Source organism: Clostridium estertheticum subsp. estertheticum, from assembly GCF_001877035.1.
In the GTDB taxonomy this organism is placed as follows: Bacteria; Bacillota; Clostridia; order Clostridiales; family Clostridiaceae; genus Clostridium_AD; species Clostridium_AD estertheticum.
This window is the reverse complement of the sequence record NZ_CP015756.1, coordinates 3,285,006-3,306,335: the sequence shown is the minus strand read 5'-3', so window position 1 is coordinate 3,306,335 and position 21,330 is coordinate 3,285,006. Positions and strand designations below refer to the sequence as shown.

The 21,330-nt window shown below is 29.6% G+C and carries 23 protein-coding genes; 21 read left to right on the top strand and 2 right to left on the bottom strand.

The features are described from left to right. Positions 1–2: 2 nt before the first annotated feature. The 13 genes from A7L45_RS15475 (at position 3) to A7L45_RS15415 (ending at position 10,897) form a co-directional block, all read left to right on the top strand. On the top strand, positions 3–1,856 hold the full coding sequence (locus tag A7L45_RS15475; RefSeq protein ID WP_071613633.1) for a TIGR03960 family B12-binding radical SAM protein: 1,854 nt from the start codon (positions 3–5) through the stop codon (positions 1,854–1,856). Beyond that, on the top strand, positions 1,801–2,535 hold the full coding sequence (locus tag A7L45_RS15470) for a TIGR03936 family radical SAM-associated protein (RefSeq protein WP_071613632.1): 735 nt from the start codon (positions 1,801–1,803) through the stop codon (positions 2,533–2,535). The genes A7L45_RS15475 and A7L45_RS15470 overlap by 56 nt, the downstream gene beginning before the upstream one ends. Before the next feature lie 25 nt (positions 2,536–2,560). Further along, positions 2,561–4,003, top strand: coding sequence for a ribonuclease E/G (locus A7L45_RS15465; RefSeq protein ID WP_071613631.1), 1,443 nt, complete (start codon positions 2,561–2,563; stop codon positions 4,001–4,003). A gap of 128 nt (positions 4,004–4,131) precedes the next feature. After that, positions 4,132–4,443, top strand: coding sequence for a 50S ribosomal protein L21 (gene rplU, locus A7L45_RS15460; protein WP_071613630.1), 312 nt, complete (start codon positions 4,132–4,134; stop codon positions 4,441–4,443). Positions 4,444–4,445: 2 nt separating this feature from the next. Continuing rightward, positions 4,446–4,778: a ribosomal-processing cysteine protease Prp gene (locus A7L45_RS15455; RefSeq protein ID WP_071613629.1), complete on the top strand. Its 333-nt coding sequence runs from the start codon at positions 4,446–4,448 to the stop codon at positions 4,776–4,778. A gap of 4 nt (positions 4,779–4,782) precedes the next feature. Beyond that, positions 4,783–5,091, top strand: coding sequence for a 50S ribosomal protein L27 (gene rpmA, locus A7L45_RS15450; RefSeq protein ID WP_071613628.1), 309 nt, complete (start codon positions 4,783–4,785; stop codon positions 5,089–5,091). A 215-nt stretch (positions 5,092–5,306) separates the two neighbouring features. Then, the gene (gene obgE / locus A7L45_RS15445) at positions 5,307–6,590 is read left to right on the top strand and encodes a GTPase ObgE (protein WP_071613627.1); all 1,284 of its coding nucleotides are present in this window, start codon (positions 5,307–5,309) and stop codon (positions 6,588–6,590) included. 42 nt (positions 6,591–6,632) lie between these two features. Next, positions 6,633–6,923: a YhbY family RNA-binding protein gene (locus A7L45_RS15440; protein WP_071613626.1), complete on the top strand. Its 291-nt coding sequence runs from the start codon at positions 6,633–6,635 to the stop codon at positions 6,921–6,923. 98 nt (positions 6,924–7,021) lie between these two features. Next, entirely contained in the window at positions 7,022–7,621 is a 600-nt protein-coding gene (gene nadD / locus A7L45_RS15435; RefSeq protein WP_071613625.1) for a nicotinate-nucleotide adenylyltransferase, read from the top strand. A gap of 91 nt (positions 7,622–7,712) precedes the next feature. Next, positions 7,713–8,297: a bis(5'-nucleosyl)-tetraphosphatase (symmetrical) YqeK gene (yqeK, locus tag A7L45_RS15430; RefSeq protein WP_071613624.1), complete on the top strand. Its 585-nt coding sequence runs from the start codon at positions 7,713–7,715 to the stop codon at positions 8,295–8,297. Further along, a complete protein-coding gene (locus tag A7L45_RS15425; RefSeq protein ID WP_071613623.1) occupies positions 8,290–9,546 on the top strand; it encodes an LCP family protein in 1,257 nt (418 codons plus the stop codon). The genes yqeK and A7L45_RS15425 overlap by 8 nt, the downstream gene beginning before the upstream one ends. A 27-nt stretch (positions 9,547–9,573) precedes the next feature. Further along, positions 9,574–9,954 carry a RidA family protein gene (locus tag A7L45_RS15420; protein ID WP_071613622.1) on the top strand — a complete coding sequence of 127 codons (381 nt, stop codon included), beginning with the start codon at positions 9,574–9,576 and terminating at the stop codon, positions 9,952–9,954. Then, positions 9,947–10,897, top strand: a complete 951-nt coding sequence (locus A7L45_RS15415; protein WP_071613621.1) for an RluA family pseudouridine synthase — start codon at positions 9,947–9,949, stop codon at positions 10,895–10,897. Before A7L45_RS15420 ends, A7L45_RS15415 begins: the two co-directional genes overlap by 8 nt. Before the next feature lie 67 nt (positions 10,898–10,964). On the opposite strand, the gene A7L45_RS15410 is transcribed toward A7L45_RS15415, so the two are convergent. Continuing rightward, positions 10,965–12,266, bottom strand: coding sequence for a D-alanyl-D-alanine carboxypeptidase family protein (locus tag A7L45_RS15410; protein ID WP_071613620.1), 1,302 nt, complete (start codon positions 12,264–12,266; stop codon positions 10,965–10,967). A gap of 152 nt (positions 12,267–12,418) precedes the next feature. On the opposite strand from A7L45_RS15410, the gene A7L45_RS15405 reads away from it, so the two are divergent. Beyond that, complete coding sequence (locus tag A7L45_RS15405; protein ID WP_071613619.1) at positions 12,419–13,144, top strand: ComEA family DNA-binding protein; 726 nt, start codon at positions 12,419–12,421, stop codon at positions 13,142–13,144. 305 nt (positions 13,145–13,449) lie between these two features. Here the strand turns inward: A7L45_RS15405 and A7L45_RS15400 are convergent, their stop codons facing one another. Continuing rightward, complete coding sequence (locus A7L45_RS15400) at positions 13,450–13,734, bottom strand: hypothetical protein (protein ID WP_071613618.1); 285 nt, start codon at positions 13,732–13,734, stop codon at positions 13,450–13,452. A gap of 349 nt (positions 13,735–14,083) precedes the next feature. Between A7L45_RS15400 and A7L45_RS15395 the strand changes: the two genes are divergently transcribed. The 7 genes from A7L45_RS15395 (at position 14,084) to holA (ending at position 21,290) form a co-directional block, all read left to right on the top strand. After that, positions 14,084–14,266 (top strand): hypothetical protein, encoded by a 183-nt coding sequence (locus A7L45_RS15395; protein WP_071613617.1) that lies wholly within the window; start codon positions 14,084–14,086, stop codon positions 14,264–14,266. A 192-nt stretch (positions 14,267–14,458) separates the two neighbouring features. Further along, a complete protein-coding gene (locus tag A7L45_RS15390) occupies positions 14,459–14,623 on the top strand; it encodes a zinc-ribbon domain-containing protein (protein WP_071613616.1) in 165 nt (54 codons plus the stop codon). Positions 14,624–14,758: 135 nt separating this feature from the next. After that, positions 14,759–15,301 (top strand): MORN repeat-containing protein, encoded by a 543-nt coding sequence (locus A7L45_RS15385; protein ID WP_071613615.1) that lies wholly within the window; start codon positions 14,759–14,761, stop codon positions 15,299–15,301. A gap of 181 nt (positions 15,302–15,482) precedes the next feature. Next, a complete protein-coding gene (locus A7L45_RS23310) occupies positions 15,483–15,659 on the top strand; it encodes a hypothetical protein (RefSeq protein ID WP_153882479.1) in 177 nt (58 codons plus the stop codon). A 133-nt stretch (positions 15,660–15,792) separates the two neighbouring features. Then, a complete protein-coding gene (locus tag A7L45_RS15380; RefSeq protein ID WP_071613614.1) occupies positions 15,793–18,267 on the top strand; it encodes a P-type ATPase actuator domain-containing protein in 2,475 nt (824 codons plus the stop codon). A gap of 223 nt (positions 18,268–18,490) precedes the next feature. After that, the gene (locus tag A7L45_RS15375) at positions 18,491–20,263 is read left to right on the top strand and encodes a ComEC/Rec2 family competence protein (protein WP_084647478.1); all 1,773 of its coding nucleotides are present in this window, start codon (positions 18,491–18,493) and stop codon (positions 20,261–20,263) included. Then, a complete protein-coding gene (holA, locus tag A7L45_RS15370) occupies positions 20,256–21,290 on the top strand; it encodes a DNA polymerase III subunit delta (protein ID WP_071613612.1) in 1,035 nt (344 codons plus the stop codon). Before A7L45_RS15375 ends, holA begins: the two co-directional genes overlap by 8 nt. The last annotated feature ends 40 nt before the right edge of the window (positions 21,291–21,330 follow it).

The following is a 21,330-nucleotide window of genomic DNA, read 5'->3' as shown; positions in this document are numbered from 1 at the left end:
CTATGAATAAAATTTCCGATGATATCTTATTTAAGGTTGAAAAACCTGCTAGATATATAGGTGGAGAACTAAATTGTTGTTATAAAGATATAGATAAAATTGATATAAGATTTGCTTTTTGTTTCCCAGATGTATATGAGGTGGGTATGTCACATTTAGGAAGTAGAATACTTTATCATGTTTTGAATGAAAGAGTTGATACTTATTGTGAAAGAGCTTTTGCGCCTTGGCCAGATATGGAAAAACAAATGAGAGATAACAATATATCTTTGTACGCATTAGAGAGTAAAGATTCTTTAAAAGAGTTTGATTTTTTAGGATTTACACTTCAATATGAGATGAGTTACACAAACATTCTTAATATGCTAGATATGTCAGGCATTACTATAAGAGCATCTAATAGAGGTGACGATGAGCCTATAATTATGGCTGGTGGTCCATGTGCATATAACCCTGAACCATTATACGATATAGTGGATTTCTTTGAACTTGGTGATGGTGAAGAGATAATGAATGAGGTATTAGATGTCTATAAAAACTATAAAGGTAAGAAAAAAGAATTTTTAAGAGAAATATCTAAAATAAGAGGAGTATATGTTCCTTCATTATATGAGGTATCTTATAATGAAGATAATACTATACGTGAATTTAAACCTAAATATGATGATGTTCCTAGTAGTGTTAAGAAAAGATTTGTAGTAGATTTTGATAAAGTTGCTTATCCAGAGAAAATAGTAGTTCCATATACTGAAATAGTACATGATAGGGTAATACTCGAGACATTTAGAGGATGTACAAATGGATGTAGATTTTGCCAAGCTGGAATGATATATAGACCAGTTAGAGAAAAAAGTACTGCTACTCTTATAGATGAAGCAGATAAATTATTAAAGAGTACTGGATATAGAGAAATATCTTTAAGTTCACTGAGCATTTGTGACTATTCTGATATTAAAAACCTTGTAACAACCCTTATAGAGAAAAATAAGGAGGACCACGTTAGTGTATCCCTTCCGTCTATTAGGATAAATTCTTTCTCAGTTGACTTAATTAAGGAAATACAAAAGGTGAAAAAAACTGGTATAACTTTTGCGCCAGAAGCAGGAACACAGAGAATGCGAGATATAATAAATAAAGGTGTAACAGAGGAGCAAGTATTAGAAGCGGTTAGTAGCGTATTTGCTTCAGGTTGGTCAACTATAAAACTTTACTTTATGGTGGGACTTCCTTATGAGACATTAGAGGATGTACGTGGCATTGCAGAACTTTCAGATAAAGTTGCAGGGGAATACTTTAAAATCCCCAAAGAAACACGAAAAAGAGGATTAAGAGTTACTACAAGTACAGCTATATTTGTACCGAAACCATTTACTCCATTTCAATGGGTACCTCAAAGCAGAATGGAGGATGTAGGTGAGAAAATAAAAGCAGTTAAGTATGCAATCAAAAGTAAGGCAGTTACATATAATTATCATGAATCAATAGTTTCATACTTAGAGGCAGTTATGGCTAGAGGAGACAGACGAATTTGCGATGTTATAATTAAGGCATTTGAAAAAGGTGCAAAATTTGATGGTTGGGGTGAATATTTTAATTTTGAAATATGGAAGGAAGCAATGCAGGAATGTGGAGTCTCTGGAGATTTCTATGCTTACCGTGCGCGAAGTTATGATGAAGTACTTCCTTGGGATTTCATAGATATTGGTGTAAATAAAGAGTATTTAATAAATGAAAATGAAAAAGCTAAAAAAGTAGAATTAACTCAAAATTGTAAAGATGGCTGCACGCAGTGTGGGGTTAATGTTAACTTTAAAGAAGGGACGTGTTTTAACGGTGCGTTATTTAATCAAGTATAGTAAGGAAAGTGAGATTAAATTTGTTGCTCACTTAGACTTAATGAGAACTATCCAAAAGATAATCAAGAGATCAGAACTGCCAATTGGGTATTCAAAAGGTTTCAATCCTCACATGGCAGTATCTATCGCGCAACCATTGTCAGTAGGGGTACATTCAAATGGTGAATATATGGATGTAGTACTAGTTGATGAACTAGATGAAAACTATATTATGAATAAAATGAATGAGAACACACCGCGTGGAATTAAAATTTTAGATGTTGTAAAAGTAATTCCGGTTGAGGGAACAAAGCAAAAGCAAGCTATGGCAATTATTGATGCAGCTAGATACACTATTAAATTTAAATACACGGATATAGAAGGTATTAAAGAAAAAATGGATGATCTATGTGCTTTGGACGAATGGAATATTATTAAAATCAGCAAAAAAAGTGGAGAAAAGTTGGTTAATATAAAACAATTTATTCATGAGTTCGATTATAACGTAGATAATTTTGTGATATCTATTAAAGTCCTTATTTCTTGCGGTAGTCGAGATAATTTATCTGCTAGTCTACTTTGCGAATATATAAAGGAAAACCTAGAGTTTATTAATAAAGAGACTTTTGTTGATATAACTCGCGAAGAAATGTATGCATATAAAGATGAAAAATTAGTCACTCTTAGCGAGTTTTTCTAAAATAGTATAATAGGAGTGGATCAAAATGAAAGAAATATATATCGAAAGACAAGAAGAGATTTTGAGGATAGCAATAAAGGAAAACAACAAACTAAAGGAATGTTTTATAGAGGAAGAGAATAGTGGACCAGTTCCAGGAGAAATATATAAAGGTGTAGTAAAAAATATTGTTCCAGCAATTAAGTGTGCTTTTATAGATATTGGTCATAATAAAGATTGTTATATGTATCTTGATGAAAAGTTTCATAATACCAAGATAAAAAAAGGTGACGAACTTATAGTTGAAGTTTTAAAAGAGGCAATAGATAAAAAAGGGGCAAAAGTCACTAGTGCTTTTGGTATCCCTGGTACTTACTGCGTTGTTGTTAATATGAATAAAAATATTAGTTTTTCAAAAAAAATAAATAATAAAGATTTTGAGGCATTGGTTGAAAGGTCATTAATTAAACCAAAGGATATTGGGGTAATGATTAGAACTAATGCTGCACAGGTTGATATCAATACTTTAAATGATGAAGTTGAAGCTTTATATGAGATATATAAGAACCTTATTAAACGTTCTGAGTATTCAAGAAACCCTATTTTGTTATTTAGTAATGCAGGGGCTCTAAATAGAACACTGCGTGATATTTTAGATAAAAATACTTTTAAAATAGTATTGAATAATGAAAGTGATTTTGAGTATACGAGAAAAAATACGCAGACTAGATCTGACATTGATGTAAAGGTTGAACTTCATAATGAGAGTAGGATGTTATTCGATTATTATGGAATAGAAAAAGAGTTACTTAGTCTACGAAATCACAGGATTATACTAAAATGTGGTGGAAATATTGTTATTGATAAAACTGAGGCAATGTATGTAATTGATATTAATTCAGGGAAAAATATAAAAAGTCGTTCACTTCAAAAAACTGCACAAACTACTAATATTGAGGCAGCATCAGAAATAGCAAGGCAGATAAGACTTCGAAATCTTAGTGGAATCATTATAATAGATTTTATTGATACTGATGACCCAGATGTTAGAAAAAGCATATTAAGCGTTCTAAGAGATGGATTCGGCGACGATAAAAATAAGACGGTTGTTTATCCATTTACAGAACTTAACCTAGTGCAGATTGCAAGGAGGAGGCGAGGTAAGTCTATATATGAATTTATTGAGGAACCTTGCACGGTCTGCGGTGGGAAGAGTAGTAGGGTTAAATTAGCTTATATGCAATTTTTAATTAGAAATGAAATTTTTAAGATTAACAGTGAACAGGTTTTATTAGACATATATATTGAAATTGGTGAAGTTTATAAGAAAGATATCATGGACAATGTTTTAGAATTTGCAAGGCAAATAGGGGCTATAGAAAATAAAATTTATGTAAACTTTATTCCTCATTTGGATAAATTTAAGGTAGAATCGCTAATTTTTGCAAATCAAATAAGAAATTTGCAAACATATAAGATATATGGGTAAATATACTTTACAAACATGTTCTTATATGTTAAAATGTCCTTTGTAGACCGCACACGTAAGGTTGTAAACATACTTTATTATTAGGTATGTACCTGGGATGGCGAGACTGGATCAAGGAGGTGTATTTTATGTACGCAGTTGTAGTAACTGGTGGAAAACAATACAGAGTTCAAGAAGGAGACGTTTTATTCGTTGAAAAATTGAATGCTGAAGTTGAAACAACAATTGAGTTAAATGAAGTTCTTGCAGTAGGTAAGGAAGATGGTTTGATAGTTGGAAAACCTGTAGTTGAAGGAGCTAAAGTTGTTGCTAAAGTATTAGCACAAGGAAAAGCTAAAAAGATTATAGTTTTCAAATTTAAGAGAAAGTTAGATTATAGAAAGAAACAAGGACATAGACAATCATATACTAAGATTCAAATCGAGAAGATAGAAGCTTAGTCGTGGTTAAAGTTGGATTTGTTCGAAGTCTTGGTAAAATAGTTTCTTTTAAAATAAAAGGTCATGCAATGCCTAAAGAAAAACAGTTGGAAGTTGATTTAATTTGTAGTGCTATTTCAGCAATTTCTCAAACTACTATTATTGGGATTGAGGAAGTTTTGAAAATTAAGGTAAAGTATGATATAGATGATGGATTTTTAAATTTAAATTTAGAAGGTCAAACTCTAAAAGATATTGAAAGATGTCAAGTTTTACTTGAAACAATGATACTTGGACTTAAAAGTGTAGAAATTACTTATGGTAAATATATAAAAGTGGAAATAGAGGAGGTGTAAGGCTATGTTAGTTATGAACCTACAATTATTTGCTCATAAAAAAGGAGTAGGTAGTACAAGAAATGGTAGAGACAGTGAATCTAAAAGACTTGGAGCTAAACGTGCAGATGGACAATTCGTTCTTGCAGGTAATATTTTAGTAAGACAAAGAGGAACAAAAATTCACCCAGGAAACAATGTTGGAATAGGTGGAGATGATACTCTTTTCGCTAAAATTAGTGGAATAGTAAAATTCGAAAGAATGGGAAAAATGAAGAAAAAAGCAAGCGTTTATCCTGTTGTTGAAGAAGAAGAAATGTCTATTGCTGAATAATTTAAGGCACCCTTAAAGGGTGCTTTTTTAAAATTCTCTTTTGGAGAATATAAATTAATAAATTAGAAATATAATTTTACATAGAAAACAGAGATAAATGGCAACATATAAATATAAGTTTAGAAATTTATATATGTTATTTTGATAATAATAAAATTTTTATTAAAATTAAACAAGATAAAAAATTGAAAATGCGGTAAGGTAAGGTGAAATATATGTTTATTGATACAGCCAGGATTTTTGTAAAATCAGGAAACGGTGGTAATGGAGCTGTTTCGTTTAGAACAGAAAAGTATATACCTCTCGGTGGACCGGATGGTGGAGATGGTGGAGACGGTGGAGATGTAATATTTGTAGTTGATGCTAGTATGACTACATTATTAGATTTTTCATATGCAAGAAAATTCGTAGCTAAAAATGGAGTAGGTGGTTCTGGCTCTAAGTGTTATGGAAAAGCTGGAGAAGATTTGTATGTTAAAGTTCCCATGGGGACTATTGTACGTGATCTGGAAACAAATAAAATAATGTATGATTTAGCTCATGATGGTGAAACTTTTAGGGTTTGTAAAGCTGGAAAAGGCGGAAAAGGTAACGTTAAATTTTGTACACCTACAAGGCAAGCTCCTAATTTTTCTGAACCAGGTATGCCAGGGGAAGAACGATGGATTAAGCTGGAGCTTAAGATTTTAGCTGATGTTGGTTTATTGGGTTTCCCAAATGTTGGAAAGTCAACATTATTGTCAGTAGTATCAAAAGCAAGACCTAAGATTGCTAATTATCACTTTACAACTTTAAAACCAAATTTAGGAGTAGTAAGTGTTAAGGGAGCGCAGCATTTTGTTATGGCTGATATTCCAGGAATAATTGAAGGCGCAGCTGAAGGCGTAGGTCTTGGAATAGGATTCTTAAGACATATTGAGAGAACTAGAATGCTTATCCATGTGGTTGATATTTCGGGTATCGAAGGTAGAGATCCTATAGAGGACTTTATAAAAATAAATAACGAACTTAAAAAATATAGTGTTAAATTATGGGATAGACCTCAAATAATAGCTGCAAATAAAAGTGATTTACTTTTCGATGATGAAGTGTTTGAGAACTTTAAGAAAAGATTAAATGAATTAGGATACGACGATAGTAAAATATTCAAAATATCTGCAGCTACAAGTCAAGGTGTAGAAGCTTTGATGAAAGAAGCGGCCAGAATATTATCTACTATTCCAGTTACGGAACTAGTAATAAATGATGAAGAAAAATTCGTAATAGAGGAAAAGAGATTTACATACACTGTAGAGAAAGATTCTCAAGGGACTTTTGTTGTTGAAGGAACTTTTGTTGATAGATTACTAAGTGCAGTTAATATAAACGAACCTGATTCTCTTAAATATTTTCATAAAGTTTTGAAGAATAAGGGAGTTTTTGGTACTTTAGTTGAAAAAGGAATTAAAGACGGTGATTTAGTAAGATTACAAAACTTTGAATTTGAATATTTAGAATAAAAGATAATTAGTATTTTTTAAGAAGGCATGTAGGAGGATATTATGATTACAAGTAAGCAAAGAAGTTACTTAAGAACTTTTGGCAATAAATTGCAACCATTGTTTCAGCTTGGAAAAGCTGGAATAGAACAAAATTTTTTAAAGCAAATAGAAGAGGCCTTAGAATCTAGAGAAATTATTAAAATTAAGGTTTTAAACAATAGTGGGTTAACTGCTAGAGAAGCTTCTGATATAATTTGCGAATCTATAGGTGCTGAGGCAGTTCAAAGCATTGGTAGCAAATGTGTATTGTACAAAAGGTCTATAAAAAAACCTATAATAGAATTACCATAAAAGCATGTAATGTTACATGCTTTTTCTTCTATGCAAAGTTGAAAACTTTTTATTGTTTTAGTTAAATTGTCCTATTATAATATAAAGAAGGTGTTACAATGAAAAAGGCCATTTTTGGAGGTACTTTTGATCCAATTCACATAGGTCACATTCATATTGCCTATGAAGCATTATATAGTTTAAAACTAGACAAGATTCTATTTATGCCAGCAGGAAATCCACCAAATAAGCTAAACAAACAAATTACAGATTCTAAAATCAGATATGATTTAGTTAATAAGGCAATAGAAGGTGAGATTAACTTTGAAATAAGTGATTATGAAATAAATAAAAAAGAAAATAGTTATACATATGAAACTATTGAACTTTTTAGTAATATGCAATCTAATACTGAATGGTACTTTTTGATTGGTGCAGATAGTTTGATAGATCTAGATAATTGGAAGAATGTAGATAGACTTCTAAATGGTTGTCGGCTAGTGGTTTATAATAGGGCAGGATTTGCATTAGAAAAAATACTTAAACAGAAAAAGTCCCTAGAGAGTAAATATCATAATAAAATAATTTTTCTTGATATGCCAATTATAGATATATCATCAACAAGTATTAGAGAAAGTATAAAAGAAGGTAGGAATATTAATTATCTTTTACCTAAAGGTGTAGAGAAAATAGTTGAGAAGCTTAAATTATATAGATAAGCTTTAATTTTACATAAAAGTAAAATTTATTTATAAAATGTGTGCATAATTTTTTTTCTGTGGTAAAGTAATAGTAGGGGGTGGGGCTTAAATGTGGAATGAAAAGGAAATACTTGATTATATAAAGAAAAATTTAAAAGAAAGTAGATTTAAACACAGTGTAAGCGTTAGTAAAACTGCAATAGAACTCGCAACTATATATGGGCAAAATATAGAAAAAGCACGGATTGCAGGATTAGTTCATGATTGCGCTAAGAATTTGGCGGATGAGCAACTTATAAAAATGGCTACGGACCATAATATAGAGCTCGATGAAGTAAGCAGACAAAGCCCACAAATCATTCATGGACTAGTGGGAAGTATAATAGCAAGAGACGTAATGGAAATTCACGATAAGGATATTTTAAATTCTATTAAGTATCATACTACTGGAAGAAGAGATATGAGTATTTTAGAAAAGATAATATTTATATCAGATTACATTGAGCCATTAAGGACATTTAATGGTAAAGACGAGGTAAGAAGGTTAAGTAAGGTGAATCTGGATGTTGCAGTAATATTGTGTTTGGAGAATACTATAAAATATGTTATAAGTCAAAAACGATTATTGCATATAGATACAATTTACGCAAGAAATTATTTATTAAGTGAAAAGAGTAGGAGAAAAGATGAGTAATAATAAAAAACAAAGAAAAATAATCAATTATAAAAGATTTGCCATTAAAACCACTGCTCTTTTGGTGGCAATTCTTGTGCTAGTTTCTGGAGGACTTTATTTATACTTATCTGGGTTTAATGATACTGCAGTAGATTTATCATCAAAATTAAATAATGATGATATAACAAGGATTCAGACAAGTGGAAAATCTTGTAACATACTGGTTATGGGTGTAGATGTAGGGACGGCTGGTTCAACAAATTCTAATGATCCTAAGAGAACAGATACAATGATATTAGTGCATTATAATGCAAGTGATAAAAAAATTAGTATGGTATCTATTCCTAGAGATACGTTAATAACTATAAATGGTAGAAATCAGAAGATTAATGCAGCACATGCTATTGGTGGCGTGACTTCTGCAGTAGCTGCTGTACAAAAATTAATAGGTGTTAAAATAAACTACTATGCAAAAGTTAATTATAAAGGCTTTGATAAATTGATTGATGCTATTGGTGGTGTTGATATTAACATAACAAGAAAAATGGATTATGATGACCCTACGCAAGACCTCAGCATTCATTTCAAAAAAGGTCTAGTTCATTTGGATGGAAAAAAAGCTGAGGAATTTTTCAGGTGGAGAAAAAACACTGATGGTTCAGGTTTGGCGAATGGTGATTTAGGAAGAATAGAAAATCAACATATATTTATCTCAAAGGTTATGGAAAAAGTAAAAAGTCCATTTATAATATTTAAGGTTCCAAGTGTTTTAACTGCGGTTAAAAGTGCTATAGAAACTAATATGGATGCTAGTGAGATATGTAAGTTTGGATACATATTTGCTAGTATTGGTAATGATAACCTTTCTATGGAGACACTTAAAGGCGCGGAGAAATCTATAAAAGGTGTATCATATGTAGTATATGATGAAGCACTAAATAAAAAGGTTATTTCAGAGCTAAGTGATAATAAAGCTCAGGTTGTTAACAAGTCAAATCTTAAGATAAAGGTGATTAATGGTACAAAAAAAACAGGCTTGGCTAAGGATTTTTCAACATACCTAGTGGAAAAGGGGTATAATGAAGCAAAAACACAAACAGGTAAAGCTACTGTAAAAAGTAAAATTGTAGTATACAATGGTAGTGAAGATATGAAGGCGAAGCTACAAACCGATTTTAAAATTGATAATATTGAGTTCTTATCATCAAGTAATAAAAGTTTTGATGTAGTAGTTACGTTAGGTGATGACCACGAACTAATGCATTAATAATATAAAATTATTAGGAGGAGAAAAATGGAAAAAAATATTATAAACACAAATAATGCACCAGCGGCTCTTGGGCCTTATTCTCAGGCAGTTAAGGTAGGAAATGTATTATATACTTCAGGACAATTAGCAATAAATCCAGTGACTGGAGAATTTATAAACGATGATATAAAAAAGGCTACAGCACAATCTTTAGATAATGTAAAAGCCATATTAGAAGAAGCCGGGTCTAGTTTAGACAAGGTGGTAAAAACTTTAGTTTTCTTAAAAGATATGGATGATTTTGCACAAATGAATGAAATATATTCAAAATACTTTACAACAAATCCACCAGCTAGATCTTGCATTCAAGCAGGGAAACTTCCTAAAGATGCGTTAGTAGAAATAGAAGTAATTGCAATTGCTTGATAATAAGTTAACTTATGTAGTTGGCGCAAATATCAAAGATGAAAAATTGAGAGATTATTTAAAGTATACGGAGAATTTATCTGGTAGATTTATAAAAAGCTCAGGCCTTACTGGGAAAATAAGGGTTAACAATAACGTGGCCAAGTTGAATCATAGAATAAGCTCAGATGATGTAATAGATATTGATATGAAGACAGATGAACATCAGAATATTGAACCAGAGAAAATGGAAATAGATGTGGCATATGAGGATATAGACCTTATCATTATAAATAAGAGGCCAGGCATAGTTGTTCATCCAACTCATGGATATCCGAGTGGAACTCTTGCTAATGGAGTTTTATATTATTTTAAAGAAAAAAATGAAAAATGCATTGTTAGACTGGTGAGTAGGTTAGATATGGATACTTCAGGTCTTATAATAATTGCAAAAAACCAATATTCACATATGGCGCTAGCAAGGGACATGCAAAGCAAAGATGTGAGTAGTAAAGAGTCAAATGATAAAGACTTAAATAATAAAATTTTTGAGAAGAGTTATATAGCTGTTGCACATGGTAATATGGAAAATAAGTCAGGGACTATTGACTTGCCTATTGGGAATCCGAATCAGGATAGTGCAAGGAGAGAAGTTTGTGATGAAGGACAAAGAAGTATAACTCATTATGAAGTTATAAAATCTTTTAAAAATGCTGATTTATTAAAGGTTACTTTGGAAACTGGTAGAACACATCAAATTCGTGTTCATTTAAGTCATATTGGTCATCCTCTTTATGGGGATAGTCTTTATGGAACAGTCGAAAGTGAGTACATTGATAGGCAAGCGTTACATGCTTATAAGCTAATCATCCCACATCCGAGAACTGGTGAGCAGCTTACAGTTGAGTCAAATCTACCAGAGGATATAAATAACTTAATAAGCAAACTAAAATCTGAAGCATAAATTTGAAATTAAGATATAAAAAAACACCAAATGTAAACTATTAAGTTAGTTCTCATCTGGTGTTTTTTTACCATCTTCTATTTCTACTATTATATATAAAATTATTTGTTCTTTTTCTTGCTTTTCTTCGCTTAAGAGTTCTTATTCTTAAAAAAACTATTAATAATACTAACACAATAAAGACATATTTCATTATGTTTATAATACCAGAAAGCGAATTAATACCTATTAAAGAATTACTTGAAATATTATTTTTAAGAGACACGCTTTTTTTGGTATAGTCAACTCCACTAGTTAAACCTAGAGGGTATGTATCCCCACCATAAGAAATTACGGCTGTATTTACTAATTCGCCTTTTTTGATAGATGGAAGATTTAGTTTGTTTTGAGAAATTTTAGTGGTTGCTTTTGAAGTTGAGTTTTTAGCTTTAAGAATATATAAATCCTTTGATGCAAGTAATGGAAGTACTGTGCCATCATCTAAGGTTAATTTTGATACAACATCATTCTTACTGAATTGTTTTGCGAGCTCAAAATTATCGAATCCATAATCTAACAGTTTCCTGCTATCTGGGAAAAAAGTTTTTTTAGAGTCATGTACAAGAGCTACTATAAGCCTTTGACCGTTTCTTGTAGCTACGGCAATATAAGAATGTTGTGATTCAGTAGTATAGCCTGTTTTTCCACCTTCGCAGCCTGAATAATAGTTAGGGTCATCTTTATGTATTAGCCTATTCTCATTCCAAAGAGGCCGACTTATCTTTGATTTATTTGTTGTCGCCATTTTATATGATGGAGTTGTTGAAATTACCTTGTACTGGGGATGTTTTATAAGTTCTCGCATAATCAATGATAAAGCGTAAGCTGAAGTTTTATGCTTTATATTATATAGACCATTGGGATTTACAAAATTGGTATTTTTGCAACCTAAAGCATCAGCTCTAGTGTTCATAAGTTTTGCAAATTTTTCTGTGGAACCACTTACATGTTCAGCTAGAGCTACAGCGCAGTCATTAGCTGAAGCTAATATTAATCCGTATAACAATTCTCTTACAGTGATTTTTTCACCCTCAACTAGGTATATGCTAGAGCCATCAGCAAGTGATGCATTTTTACTTACTGTTACAACATCGTTTAGATTAGATTTTTCTAAGACTAAAAGTATAGTCATTATCTTAGTTGTTGATGCTGGTGGGTAAGCAGAATTCTTATTTTTCTCATAAAGTATTTTACCAGTAGTGGCATCAAGTAAAACTACACTATCAGCGGAAATTCCTGAGGGGGGGGATTTTACTATTGCGTTTACCTTTATTGGTATATTATAAAATAAAAAAAGTGACGTAAGTAATATTGCAGTTAACTTCTTCATAGGTACCTCCAAGTTTTTCAATATTTACAGTATATCAAAAAAATCATTTCTTAGCGATAGTATTTACGTAAAGTTGTCAATAATTCTATATGTAAGGGAAAAATAGGAAAAAGTTATTTTATGATTAAAGGTGTTGATTACTAGGAGGAATTATGAAAAGTAAAGAGAAAATAATTGGTTCTATAGCTATTTTATGCATAAGTATTATCTTTATAATTATTGGCTTTGTTTTGTCAGGCCAAAAGGGAACTGCTAAGACTTCGGATTATAAAGATGTATTCATTGAAACTGATAAAACTTCACAAAAAAATAATACAGACGAAGGTAAGTCCTCATTACCCTCAAAAGTAGAAGAGAGTAATGTGAAATCGCAAGATAGTATTATTAAAGTGGATATAAAGGGTGCTGTAAAAAGCCCTGGTGTTTACGAAATAAAAAATGGAAGTCGAGTAACTGATCTGATAAAACTTGCGGGAGGGGGTACAAAAGATGCAGATCTTAATGCTACTAATCTTTCAAAAAAACTAAATGATGAAGATTGTATTGTAATTAATAAAAATGGTGAGGTTAACAAAACACAAATGCCTAATGGTAGTACATCTAATGCTAGTACACCCAATAGTATTACTGCAAATCCTACTAAAAGCTCTACTGTTTCAAGTTCTGATAATAAGGGGAAAGGCGGTATCATTAATATAAATACTGCAAGCAAAGAAGAATTAATGACGCTTACAGGTATAGGAGAGACTAAAGCAAATATTATAATTGATTATAGAAAGCAAAGTGGAGGATTTAAGTCGGTGGATGAACTTACCAAAGTAGGTGGAATTGGAGAAAAGACATTAAGCAAATTTATAGATAAGATAGATATAAAATAATTAGTTTTAAATTATGTTGAATAGTTGTATTTTTATATGAGTTTAGGATAGAATATACAAATGAGTAAAAAAAATAAAAAAACCATGGCTAGAATTGAATAATTCGACAAAGTTCTGCATATTGCTATTGAATACAACTGTATTGTATGGTAAACTAAACATAGTGATTAAGGGGTAGGTAGTTGCTTTTAAATCACTTTTATTTCAGAAAATTAAATAGACATATTGCGGCTTAGATACATAGTTTTATGTTATCTGAGCCGCTTTTTATTTTACTTTATAAAAAAAAGAGCTTTCAGCTCTTTTTAAAGATCAGTTTCAGCATTTTTCTCAGTATTTTCTAAATCATTTTTTTCAATATGATCTATTCCACTAATCTCAATTTTATAATTTCCTCTGACTGCTTGCTTTGTTATAAACCTTTTTTTCATTAAAGATTCAAGAGAGGCTTTTAATACTCGAATATTGCCTTTACCATTACCTAAATTAATTGCAAGTTTTATTTTTGATATGCTTTGTGGTGATGATGCTTTATTTTCATAAAGATATTTTAATACATTATCTTCAGTTTCTTTTATATTATCTTTCATAAATATCCTCCTTCATTAGTATATTTCATCATAATATATAATTATACTACATGCATTAGTTAATAAAAAGGAAAATATTTATTAGCTGATATTTAGATAAAAGCAGTAAAAATGAAAACGGTTAAATTTTTTAAATTAATTTCGATAAAAGAATATTCAAACTATTGTAAACGTGTTATAATGACTTTATTAAAGGAGGGCAAAAACAAGAAATTTTTATTAGAATCAAAGTTAACAGGTAAAAGGATAAAGTATGAAAATTGAAGTTAAATTACAGTTTAGTTTTAAATAATATATGTAGAATATATAATTGTGAACAAAATTTTAAATAAATAATAAGAGGTGGAGTATGGAAGAATACAGGGGTTACGTAATAGAAGTTGTAGAGAATGATGAGAAACAATATCCATATAAAGCAATTGCAAGAAAGGAGAAAGAACAGATAAAACACAAGGGATATAGTAAACTACAAGCTATTGATCTTGTTAAAGGTACTATAAATTTAGAGATAGCTAGGCAATGTAAACAATAGACATTTGGCATTTTTCGAAAGTATTTTGTATAAATGTATTGCATATAAACAATATCTATGGTATCCTAAATGAGTTGGGATTGCAAAATCAACAACATCAAGATTTGATATGATTAAAACATTACCTTTTTAGGCATATAAAGTAAATCAGATCTTAAATCTTAATATAAATAAAAAGGAGACATGTTTAAAATGACAGATAAGACTATTGTATGTAAAGATTGTTCACAAGAATTCGTATTCACTGAGGGTGAACAGGAATTTTATAAAGAAAAAGGATTCGAAAATGAACCACAAAGATGTCCTGATTGTAGAAGAGCTAAAAAACAACAGAACAACAGAGGATTTCAAAGATAATATAATTTAAAAAATTACCCATAGGAATTTATTCCTATGGGTTTTATTCTGCCCAAATCTCTAACATAACTTTTAGAAAATAGTGATATAGTATATTTAAGATGGATATACTTAAATAGAAGGAGGAATTTTAATATGAAGAATATAAAGATAAGTAAAGTTACTTTGGATAAAATCAAACTAAATAATGTTAATTCAAATAAAGACAATCAAATAGATGATAAACCTCATCATGTTCATGGTGGAAACTATGTAGGGGAGAGAATTAATGGAATAAAACATGGAATTGGAACTTTCATTTATGCTGATGGAAGTAAATATGTAGGAAATTGGAGCAATAACAAAATGAGTGGTCAAGGGACTCTTACTTTTTCTTGTGGAGAAGAATATATAGGAGGATGGGCTAACGATGAAAAAGATGGATATGGAATATATACTTGGCCAGATGGTGAAAAATATATAGGGCAGTGGGTTAATGGTGAAAAAAGTGGCCAAGGCATTTGTACGTGGCCTACTTGCGATACATATGTAGGGGAATTTCAAGATGGACTTAGACATGGTGTTGGAATTCATACTTATTCTAGTGGAGAAAGATATATGGGCCAGTGGGAAAATGATGAAAGAAAAGGACAAGGAATGTATATCTATTCTGATGGAGAAATAAAAATAAAAAAATAACAGATGAATAATCCTGTTATTTTTTTATAACGAATCCTTTGTTGTAACATTTTTGCAGCAAGTGTAATATTATATACCAACAAAAGAAAGAAATAGAAGGACAAACTTATGATAAAGTGGACAAACTTATGAGAAAAAAATATATAAGGAATATTTGCCTTCAGAGAGGGGGGAAATATGTATGTGGTGTTGGTGGTTAGTGTTATTATTACTAGCTGAAGATGATGGGTTTGATGGAAATAATTGTAGAAATAATCGTTGTAGAAACAATGATTGTTGTTGTACAAATACTATCATTATAAATAGGAATAAGAAATGTCATAAAAAAAACCGCAATTTATGTTCTAATCAAGATTAGTATAATGCGGTTTTTTATATTAGAAGATTAAATTATTTAGAATTAAGGAGATTTTAGTAGCTAATGCTAAAGTCTCCTATTTATTGTACGAAGATTATAAAGGATAAAAACTTAAAAGGATAGGTTGGGTAATATGAAGAAGTGGTATGGAAAAACAATGACGAGGGTAGTTGAAATGCTGAATTCTGATATTGATTCAGGATTGAATGAAGAAAAAATTAAATATATGAGAGAAACCCATGGTGAAAACACCATATTGAAGCCTAAAACTGAAAGTCTTTTAATTTTGATAGCAGGTCAAATAAAGCAGCTATGGATTCTTGTAGCATTACTATGTATAGTTATGCTATTTTATAATAGATTGATTATTACAGGTTGTTTTGTAACTTTGATAATAATATTTAGTGTAATACTTTTAATAAATGGAGATTATAAAGAGAAAAAAAGTTTGATGGCAATAGATAATCTAAATACAACATACTCTTATGTAAAACGTTCTGGAAAGATAGTTAAAATAAGTTGTGAAGAAATGGTAGTTGGAGACATCGTTTACCTAGAAAAAGGCGGATATGTTCCAGCAGATATTAGAATACTCGAATGTGAAGATCTTAAGGTAGTAGAAGTTTCGGTAACGGGTGAAAAATATGAAGTGGAGAAATACTCTATGAAGATAGAGGAAGAGGTTATGAATCTTTCTGAAATTAAAAATATTGTTTTTAAATCTTCATTCATTACTGAAGGCTCTGGCTCAGGTATAATCATTGCTACTGGCATGAATACGCAAATTGGAAAGATTATAAAAGTATTACTTGAATCTAAAAATAATAGTAGTTTATTTAGTGGCAATTTAACAAAAATTGTTAATAAAGGATCACTAATCACTATAATGGCAGGTATAATTACATTGATTTTTACTACATATAAAAATAATGGGCTTCATGAAACTATAAATTCGCTTATTTATATTTCTTTGACGTTTAATTCATCGATGTTTATTATAATATTGTATTTATTTTTTTACATTACATTTAAAAAATTAAATAAAAAAAATATATATGTAAAAAGTATTGCAACTATATATGAACTTACTAATATTTCTACGATATTCATGAAAAAAATTGGGGCAATTTCTGCGAATAGACTTATTCTTTGTGAGGTTTATTGTGATGATAGGCATATTGATATGAAGGACCAGAAACCAGAAACTGAAGGGGTTATAGAAAGAATAATTAGTATAGCACTACTTTGTAATGATTCTAAGCTTTTTAATAAAGGTTCCTCGCATTTGAGAGATCGTAATTCTATTGAAAGTTTAGAAGAACACGAAATACTTGAGTTTTGGGATGAAAATTTTGCGAGAAATAGTAATCTTGAGACAAAATACAGGAGAATATTTAAAATACCTTATGATTCTGAAAAAAAGATTAAAACAGTTGTAAATAAAATAGATGATAAATATAGAGCTAATGTAAAAGGTGTGCTTGATGGTATGTTAAGTAGATGCACTCATATTTTAATTAATGGCGTAGAAAAAGAAATTAATGAGGATGATATTGTGAATATTATAAATGTTCATATAGATATGTCCAATAAAGCATATAATGTTATAGGGTATGCATATAGAGATTTCAGCTATAAACCAAGCATTGATGAGAATATTGAAAGTAATTTAGTGTTTGTGGGGTTAATAGGCTTTGAGAATCCGATAAAGGAAAGTTCATATAGAGCAATAAACACTTGTAGGGAAAGTAATATTAGAGTTATCATAGATCAAGAAGACAATAAATTAGCCTCTTTTGCATTTGGAAAATTAATAGGGGTTACAGACACAAAAGAGGAAATTCTATCAGGGATAGAGATAGATTATATGAGTAAAGATGAATTTGAAAAGAATATAGAGAGTGTTAGCATTTTCTCTAAAATCTCACCTAAACATAAAAGTGAAATTGTTAATGTTTTAAATAAAAAAGGTCATTCTATTGCATCAGTAGGAGATACATTAACAGATTTAGAGTACCTTAATAATTCTGATATATCAATTTGTGCAGGAAGTGAATGTAGCAATGTGGTAAGAAAGCTTTCAAATATATTTTTGGAGGAAAATGATTTTGAAGATATAGTAGATTTAATACAGCATAGTAAAAAAATTATTAACTATATAAGTAGAGTAAATATATTTATAAGCACTTTAGCGGTAAGTGAAATCCTTATAATATTATTAAGTATAATCATTAGGGGTGGAATGCCATTTACACTTATTTGTAGTTTGTCCATAAATTTTATATTGTTACCTTGTTGTTGCCTTGCAATTCTATTACAAAATACAAATACAGATATAACACTCAAAAATATAAACCATGATTATATAAAAAAAATTTATAAAAGAAATTCATTTCTAATAAGTATCTTTTATATACTTATTATTGTTATTAAGCATAAATTCGTTATTATAAATGTGATGGATAGTATATTTATTGTGTTTGCATTGCTAGAAAGCATATTTTGTTTGTCACTTTTACATGAAAAAAGTTTTTTTAAAAACAAAGCGGCTTATACCCTAGTAATATTTAATTTATTAGTACAAGTTATATTGGTTATTTTAAAATAAAAAGTGTAGAGCTATAATATCTGTACATTTTTAAATAGTCTGAAAAGGTATGAATAAATAAGACAGGTCGATTACTTTAAAGATTTAATGGTTAAAATAAGGCTGTGGAGGTATATAATACTTGAAAATATATTTAAAACATTGCTTATGTTATAATAGAAAAGTAAGGAATAAATTTATATGTTCTTTTGCGTAAATAGTTTTTCAAGTATAATATTTTATTATGGCTAGACCTTTAGTGTATTATGCAGTAACGATATTTATGGGATGCATTACTTGCTTGATTTTAATAAACAATCCTATTGTGGGTGCATTTATAGCTGTAATTTTTTTAGCTAGTATGTATTTTACTATAGATAAAAAGTTTTTCTACCTAGTAGTTTGTTTTTTTATTATTGGTGTTATAAATTATTACTCTTATTTTAATATTAATTTACCTAGTGATTCGAAACTTAAAGTGAGAATATCTGATAAAAGTACATATTATTGCTCAGCAAGATATAATGATAAGAAGATTAATCTGAAAGGTAATGTATTTGAATTAAGTGAAGGAAGAAGTGTTTGGATAAAAGGTAATTTTAAAAAGGAAGCAGTATATGAAAAGGGAATAGTCGGAACATATACAGTTAAAAGTTATGAGATTTGTGATGAAGATATAATATCAAAAATCGAAAGCTATAGAAAAGGGTTACATAAAAGATTTTCAGAAAATTTAGGAAAAGAAAAGGCCGCTTTAGTTATGGGTGTATGTTTTGGCGATAGTGGATACATAGAGAAAGTGCAAAAGGAAGATTTTAAAAAGCTGGGTATAAGTCATGTTATAAGTGTATCAGGTCTTCATATGTCAATAGTTTATAAAGTGTTAGAAACTGTTATTGGTTATAAAATCGCTTTATTATTTTCTTTTGGATACATGATATTCACAGGAGGGCAATCATCGACAATAAGAGCTTTTATAATGATTTTTATATTGAAAATAGCTAGCAAAGTATATAAAAAATATGATAGTCTATCATCTGTTAGTCTGGCTGCAATTATAATATTAGTATTTAGACCTTTTTATATACTTGATATAGGATTTATGCTTTCTTTTCTTTGTGTTCTTGGTATTATAGTATTTAACAAGAAAATAAGGAAGGCGTTATATAAATTACCTTCTACTTTAAATGAATCTTTCAGTTTGAGTATAAGTTCTCAAATATTCTCTACTCCATATGCAGTTGTAGCACTTAAAACCTTTTGTTTAGGGTCTATTCTTAGTAATTTAGTGCTATTACCCTTTTATACAGTAGTTGTAATACTTGGGAATATGGGGCTTGTTTGCAGTGCTTTTTATCGATTGTTTAATTTAATAAATTATGGCTTGTTTACTGTCTTAATGATTATAGAGTTTATTCAAAAGGTACTTGTAGCATTATTACCAGAAATGCTTTACTTTTCTTATATTGAAAGTTTAGTTGTATTCGGATTATATTTATGTTATCTTGGAATTAAAAAAGGTTATATGCAATTTAAGTATGTTCCAATTTGTATTATTTTTGTTTTAGTATTTCAAAGTTATAAAGTTTTTCCAGAGGTTAGCTATATAAGTGTAAATAAGAATAACGTGGTTTTAATACAATACAAACGAACAGCTATTGCAGTAACTACGGGGAATATTAAGGGAAATGATTTAAAAGTGCCGGTTAAAATAGATAGAATTTTCGAAAATTATACTGGTAAGTCAGCTATAAGTCTTTCAAAAAGATATACTATAAAATTAATCTGTAATCGTGATAAATTAGAAGCTTTAGTATGTTTTACTCAGGAGACAAATAAAAAACAGAAAATGGAATTACTTAAAAGTGGAAGGGATGAAATTACACCATTTAAAGATATAGTAAAACTTGAAAATGATGAAACATACGTACCGTCAGGAACAATTATTAATAAATATATAATCATAGGAAATAAAGTTTTAAAATTTTCACAAGGGTTGGAGGAAATAATTGATTAATTATGCAGAGCTTGAAAAAAAGATTAAAAAACATGAATTAGATAGTTGTTATATATTTTGTGGATCAGATGAAAAGTTAATAAAAGATCATGTTGAATATATAACAAATAGTGTACTAGACAAAAATTTTATTGATCTAAATTATTCGAAATTTGATGGTAGTAAAACAGATTTTGAGACAATTAGTGATGCTTGTGAAACTATGCCGTTTATGAGTGATAAAAAGGTAGTGGTTGTATATAGGGCAACCTTTTTAGAGGACAATTCAGGAACTAAGAATTCTAATGATTTGAAAAATAAAAATTTTCTTATGCTAAATGAATATTTAAAAAATCCACCGCCTCAATGTATATTGATTATATATTATACTTTTTTAAGCGATAGGGAAAAACCGAGTAACAAAATCAAAAAACTAGACAAAAAAGCATGTGTGATAAAAGTTGATAAATTAAAAGGTGAATCTCTTCAGAAAATATGTAAAAATTTATTTGAAGGTGCTGGAGCAAAAATCGGAAAATCAGAACTTGTTTTGTTTTGTTCTCAGGTAGATAACAATATGAATATTATAATAAATGAAGTAGAAAAACTAGTATCATTTGCAAATGGAAAAGAGATTACTAAAAAAGATATTTTGGCAATGATGCCTCAAAAGAGTGAAAATGATATTTTTAATTTAGTTGATTTTTTGTCTCAGAAGAATATAAAGAGGGCTCTAGACATTTTAAATGAACTTATATATAGGGGAGAGAAAATACCATTTATATTATTTATGGTAACAAGGCAGTTTAATCTTTTATTTAATATAAAATTAGGTACTGAAAATGGGAAAACAAAGGAGCTTTTGTCAAGTGAATTAAGGCTTCATCCATACGTTTGTGAAAAAATGATTTCGCAGAGTAATAAATTTACTATGAAAAGGTTAAAAAGAAATATTGAACTATGTCTTGAAACAGAAAAAGTTTTAAAAAGTACTTCAACTGATGATAAAACAAATATTGAAGTCTTTATGGTAAAGACGGTAATGTAGCTGCCCAGGAGATGATTTAAATTTTAATTATAAAAATAAA

What these genes read in the sequence shown, in the direction of transcription:
- A7L45_RS15470 (WP_071613632.1), top strand. Translation starts at nt 1,801, where the DNA reads ATGTTAACTTTAAAGAAGGGACGTGTTTTAACGGTGCGTTATTTAATC.
- A7L45_RS15420 (WP_071613622.1), top strand. Translation starts at nt 9,574, where the DNA reads ATGGAAAAAAATATTATAAACACAAATAATGCACCAGCGGCTCTTGGG.
- yqeK (WP_071613624.1), top strand. Translation starts at nt 7,713, where the DNA reads ATGTGGAATGAAAAGGAAATACTTGATTATATAAAGAAAAATTTAAAA.
- A7L45_RS15440 (WP_071613626.1), top strand. Translation starts at nt 6,633, where the DNA reads ATGATTACAAGTAAGCAAAGAAGTTACTTAAGAACTTTTGGCAATAAA.
- A7L45_RS15405 (WP_071613619.1), top strand. Translation starts at nt 12,419, where the DNA reads ATGAAAAGTAAAGAGAAAATAATTGGTTCTATAGCTATTTTATGCATA.
- A7L45_RS15465 (WP_071613631.1), top strand. Translation starts at nt 2,561, where the DNA reads ATGAAAGAAATATATATCGAAAGACAAGAAGAGATTTTGAGGATAGCA.
- A7L45_RS15425 (WP_071613623.1), top strand. Translation starts at nt 8,290, where the DNA reads ATGAGTAATAATAAAAAACAAAGAAAAATAATCAATTATAAAAGATTT.
- A7L45_RS15475 (WP_071613633.1), top strand. Translation starts at nt 3, where the DNA reads ATGAATAAAATTTCCGATGATATCTTATTTAAGGTTGAAAAACCTGCT.
- nadD (WP_071613625.1), top strand. Translation starts at nt 7,022, where the DNA reads ATGAAAAAGGCCATTTTTGGAGGTACTTTTGATCCAATTCACATAGGT.
- A7L45_RS15410 (WP_071613620.1), bottom strand. Translation starts at nt 12,266, where the DNA reads ATGAAGAAGTTAACTGCAATATTACTTACGTCACTTTTTTTATTTTAT.
- rpmA (WP_071613628.1), top strand. Translation starts at nt 4,783, where the DNA reads ATGTTAGTTATGAACCTACAATTATTTGCTCATAAAAAAGGAGTAGGT.
- A7L45_RS15390 (WP_071613616.1), top strand. Translation starts at nt 14,459, where the DNA reads ATGACAGATAAGACTATTGTATGTAAAGATTGTTCACAAGAATTCGTA.
- A7L45_RS15395 (WP_071613617.1), top strand. Translation starts at nt 14,084, where the DNA reads ATGGAAGAATACAGGGGTTACGTAATAGAAGTTGTAGAGAATGATGAG.
- A7L45_RS23310 (WP_153882479.1), top strand. Translation starts at nt 15,483, where the DNA reads ATGTGGTGTTGGTGGTTAGTGTTATTATTACTAGCTGAAGATGATGGG.
- obgE (WP_071613627.1), top strand. Translation starts at nt 5,307, where the DNA reads ATGTTTATTGATACAGCCAGGATTTTTGTAAAATCAGGAAACGGTGGT.
- A7L45_RS15385 (WP_071613615.1), top strand. Translation starts at nt 14,759, where the DNA reads ATGAAGAATATAAAGATAAGTAAAGTTACTTTGGATAAAATCAAACTA.
- A7L45_RS15400 (WP_071613618.1), bottom strand. Translation starts at nt 13,734, where the DNA reads ATGAAAGATAATATAAAAGAAACTGAAGATAATGTATTAAAATATCTT.
- A7L45_RS15375 (WP_084647478.1), top strand. Translation starts at nt 18,491, where the DNA reads ATGGCTAGACCTTTAGTGTATTATGCAGTAACGATATTTATGGGATGC.
- A7L45_RS15380 (WP_071613614.1), top strand. Translation starts at nt 15,793, where the DNA reads ATGAAGAAGTGGTATGGAAAAACAATGACGAGGGTAGTTGAAATGCTG.
- rplU (WP_071613630.1), top strand. Translation starts at nt 4,132, where the DNA reads ATGTACGCAGTTGTAGTAACTGGTGGAAAACAATACAGAGTTCAAGAA.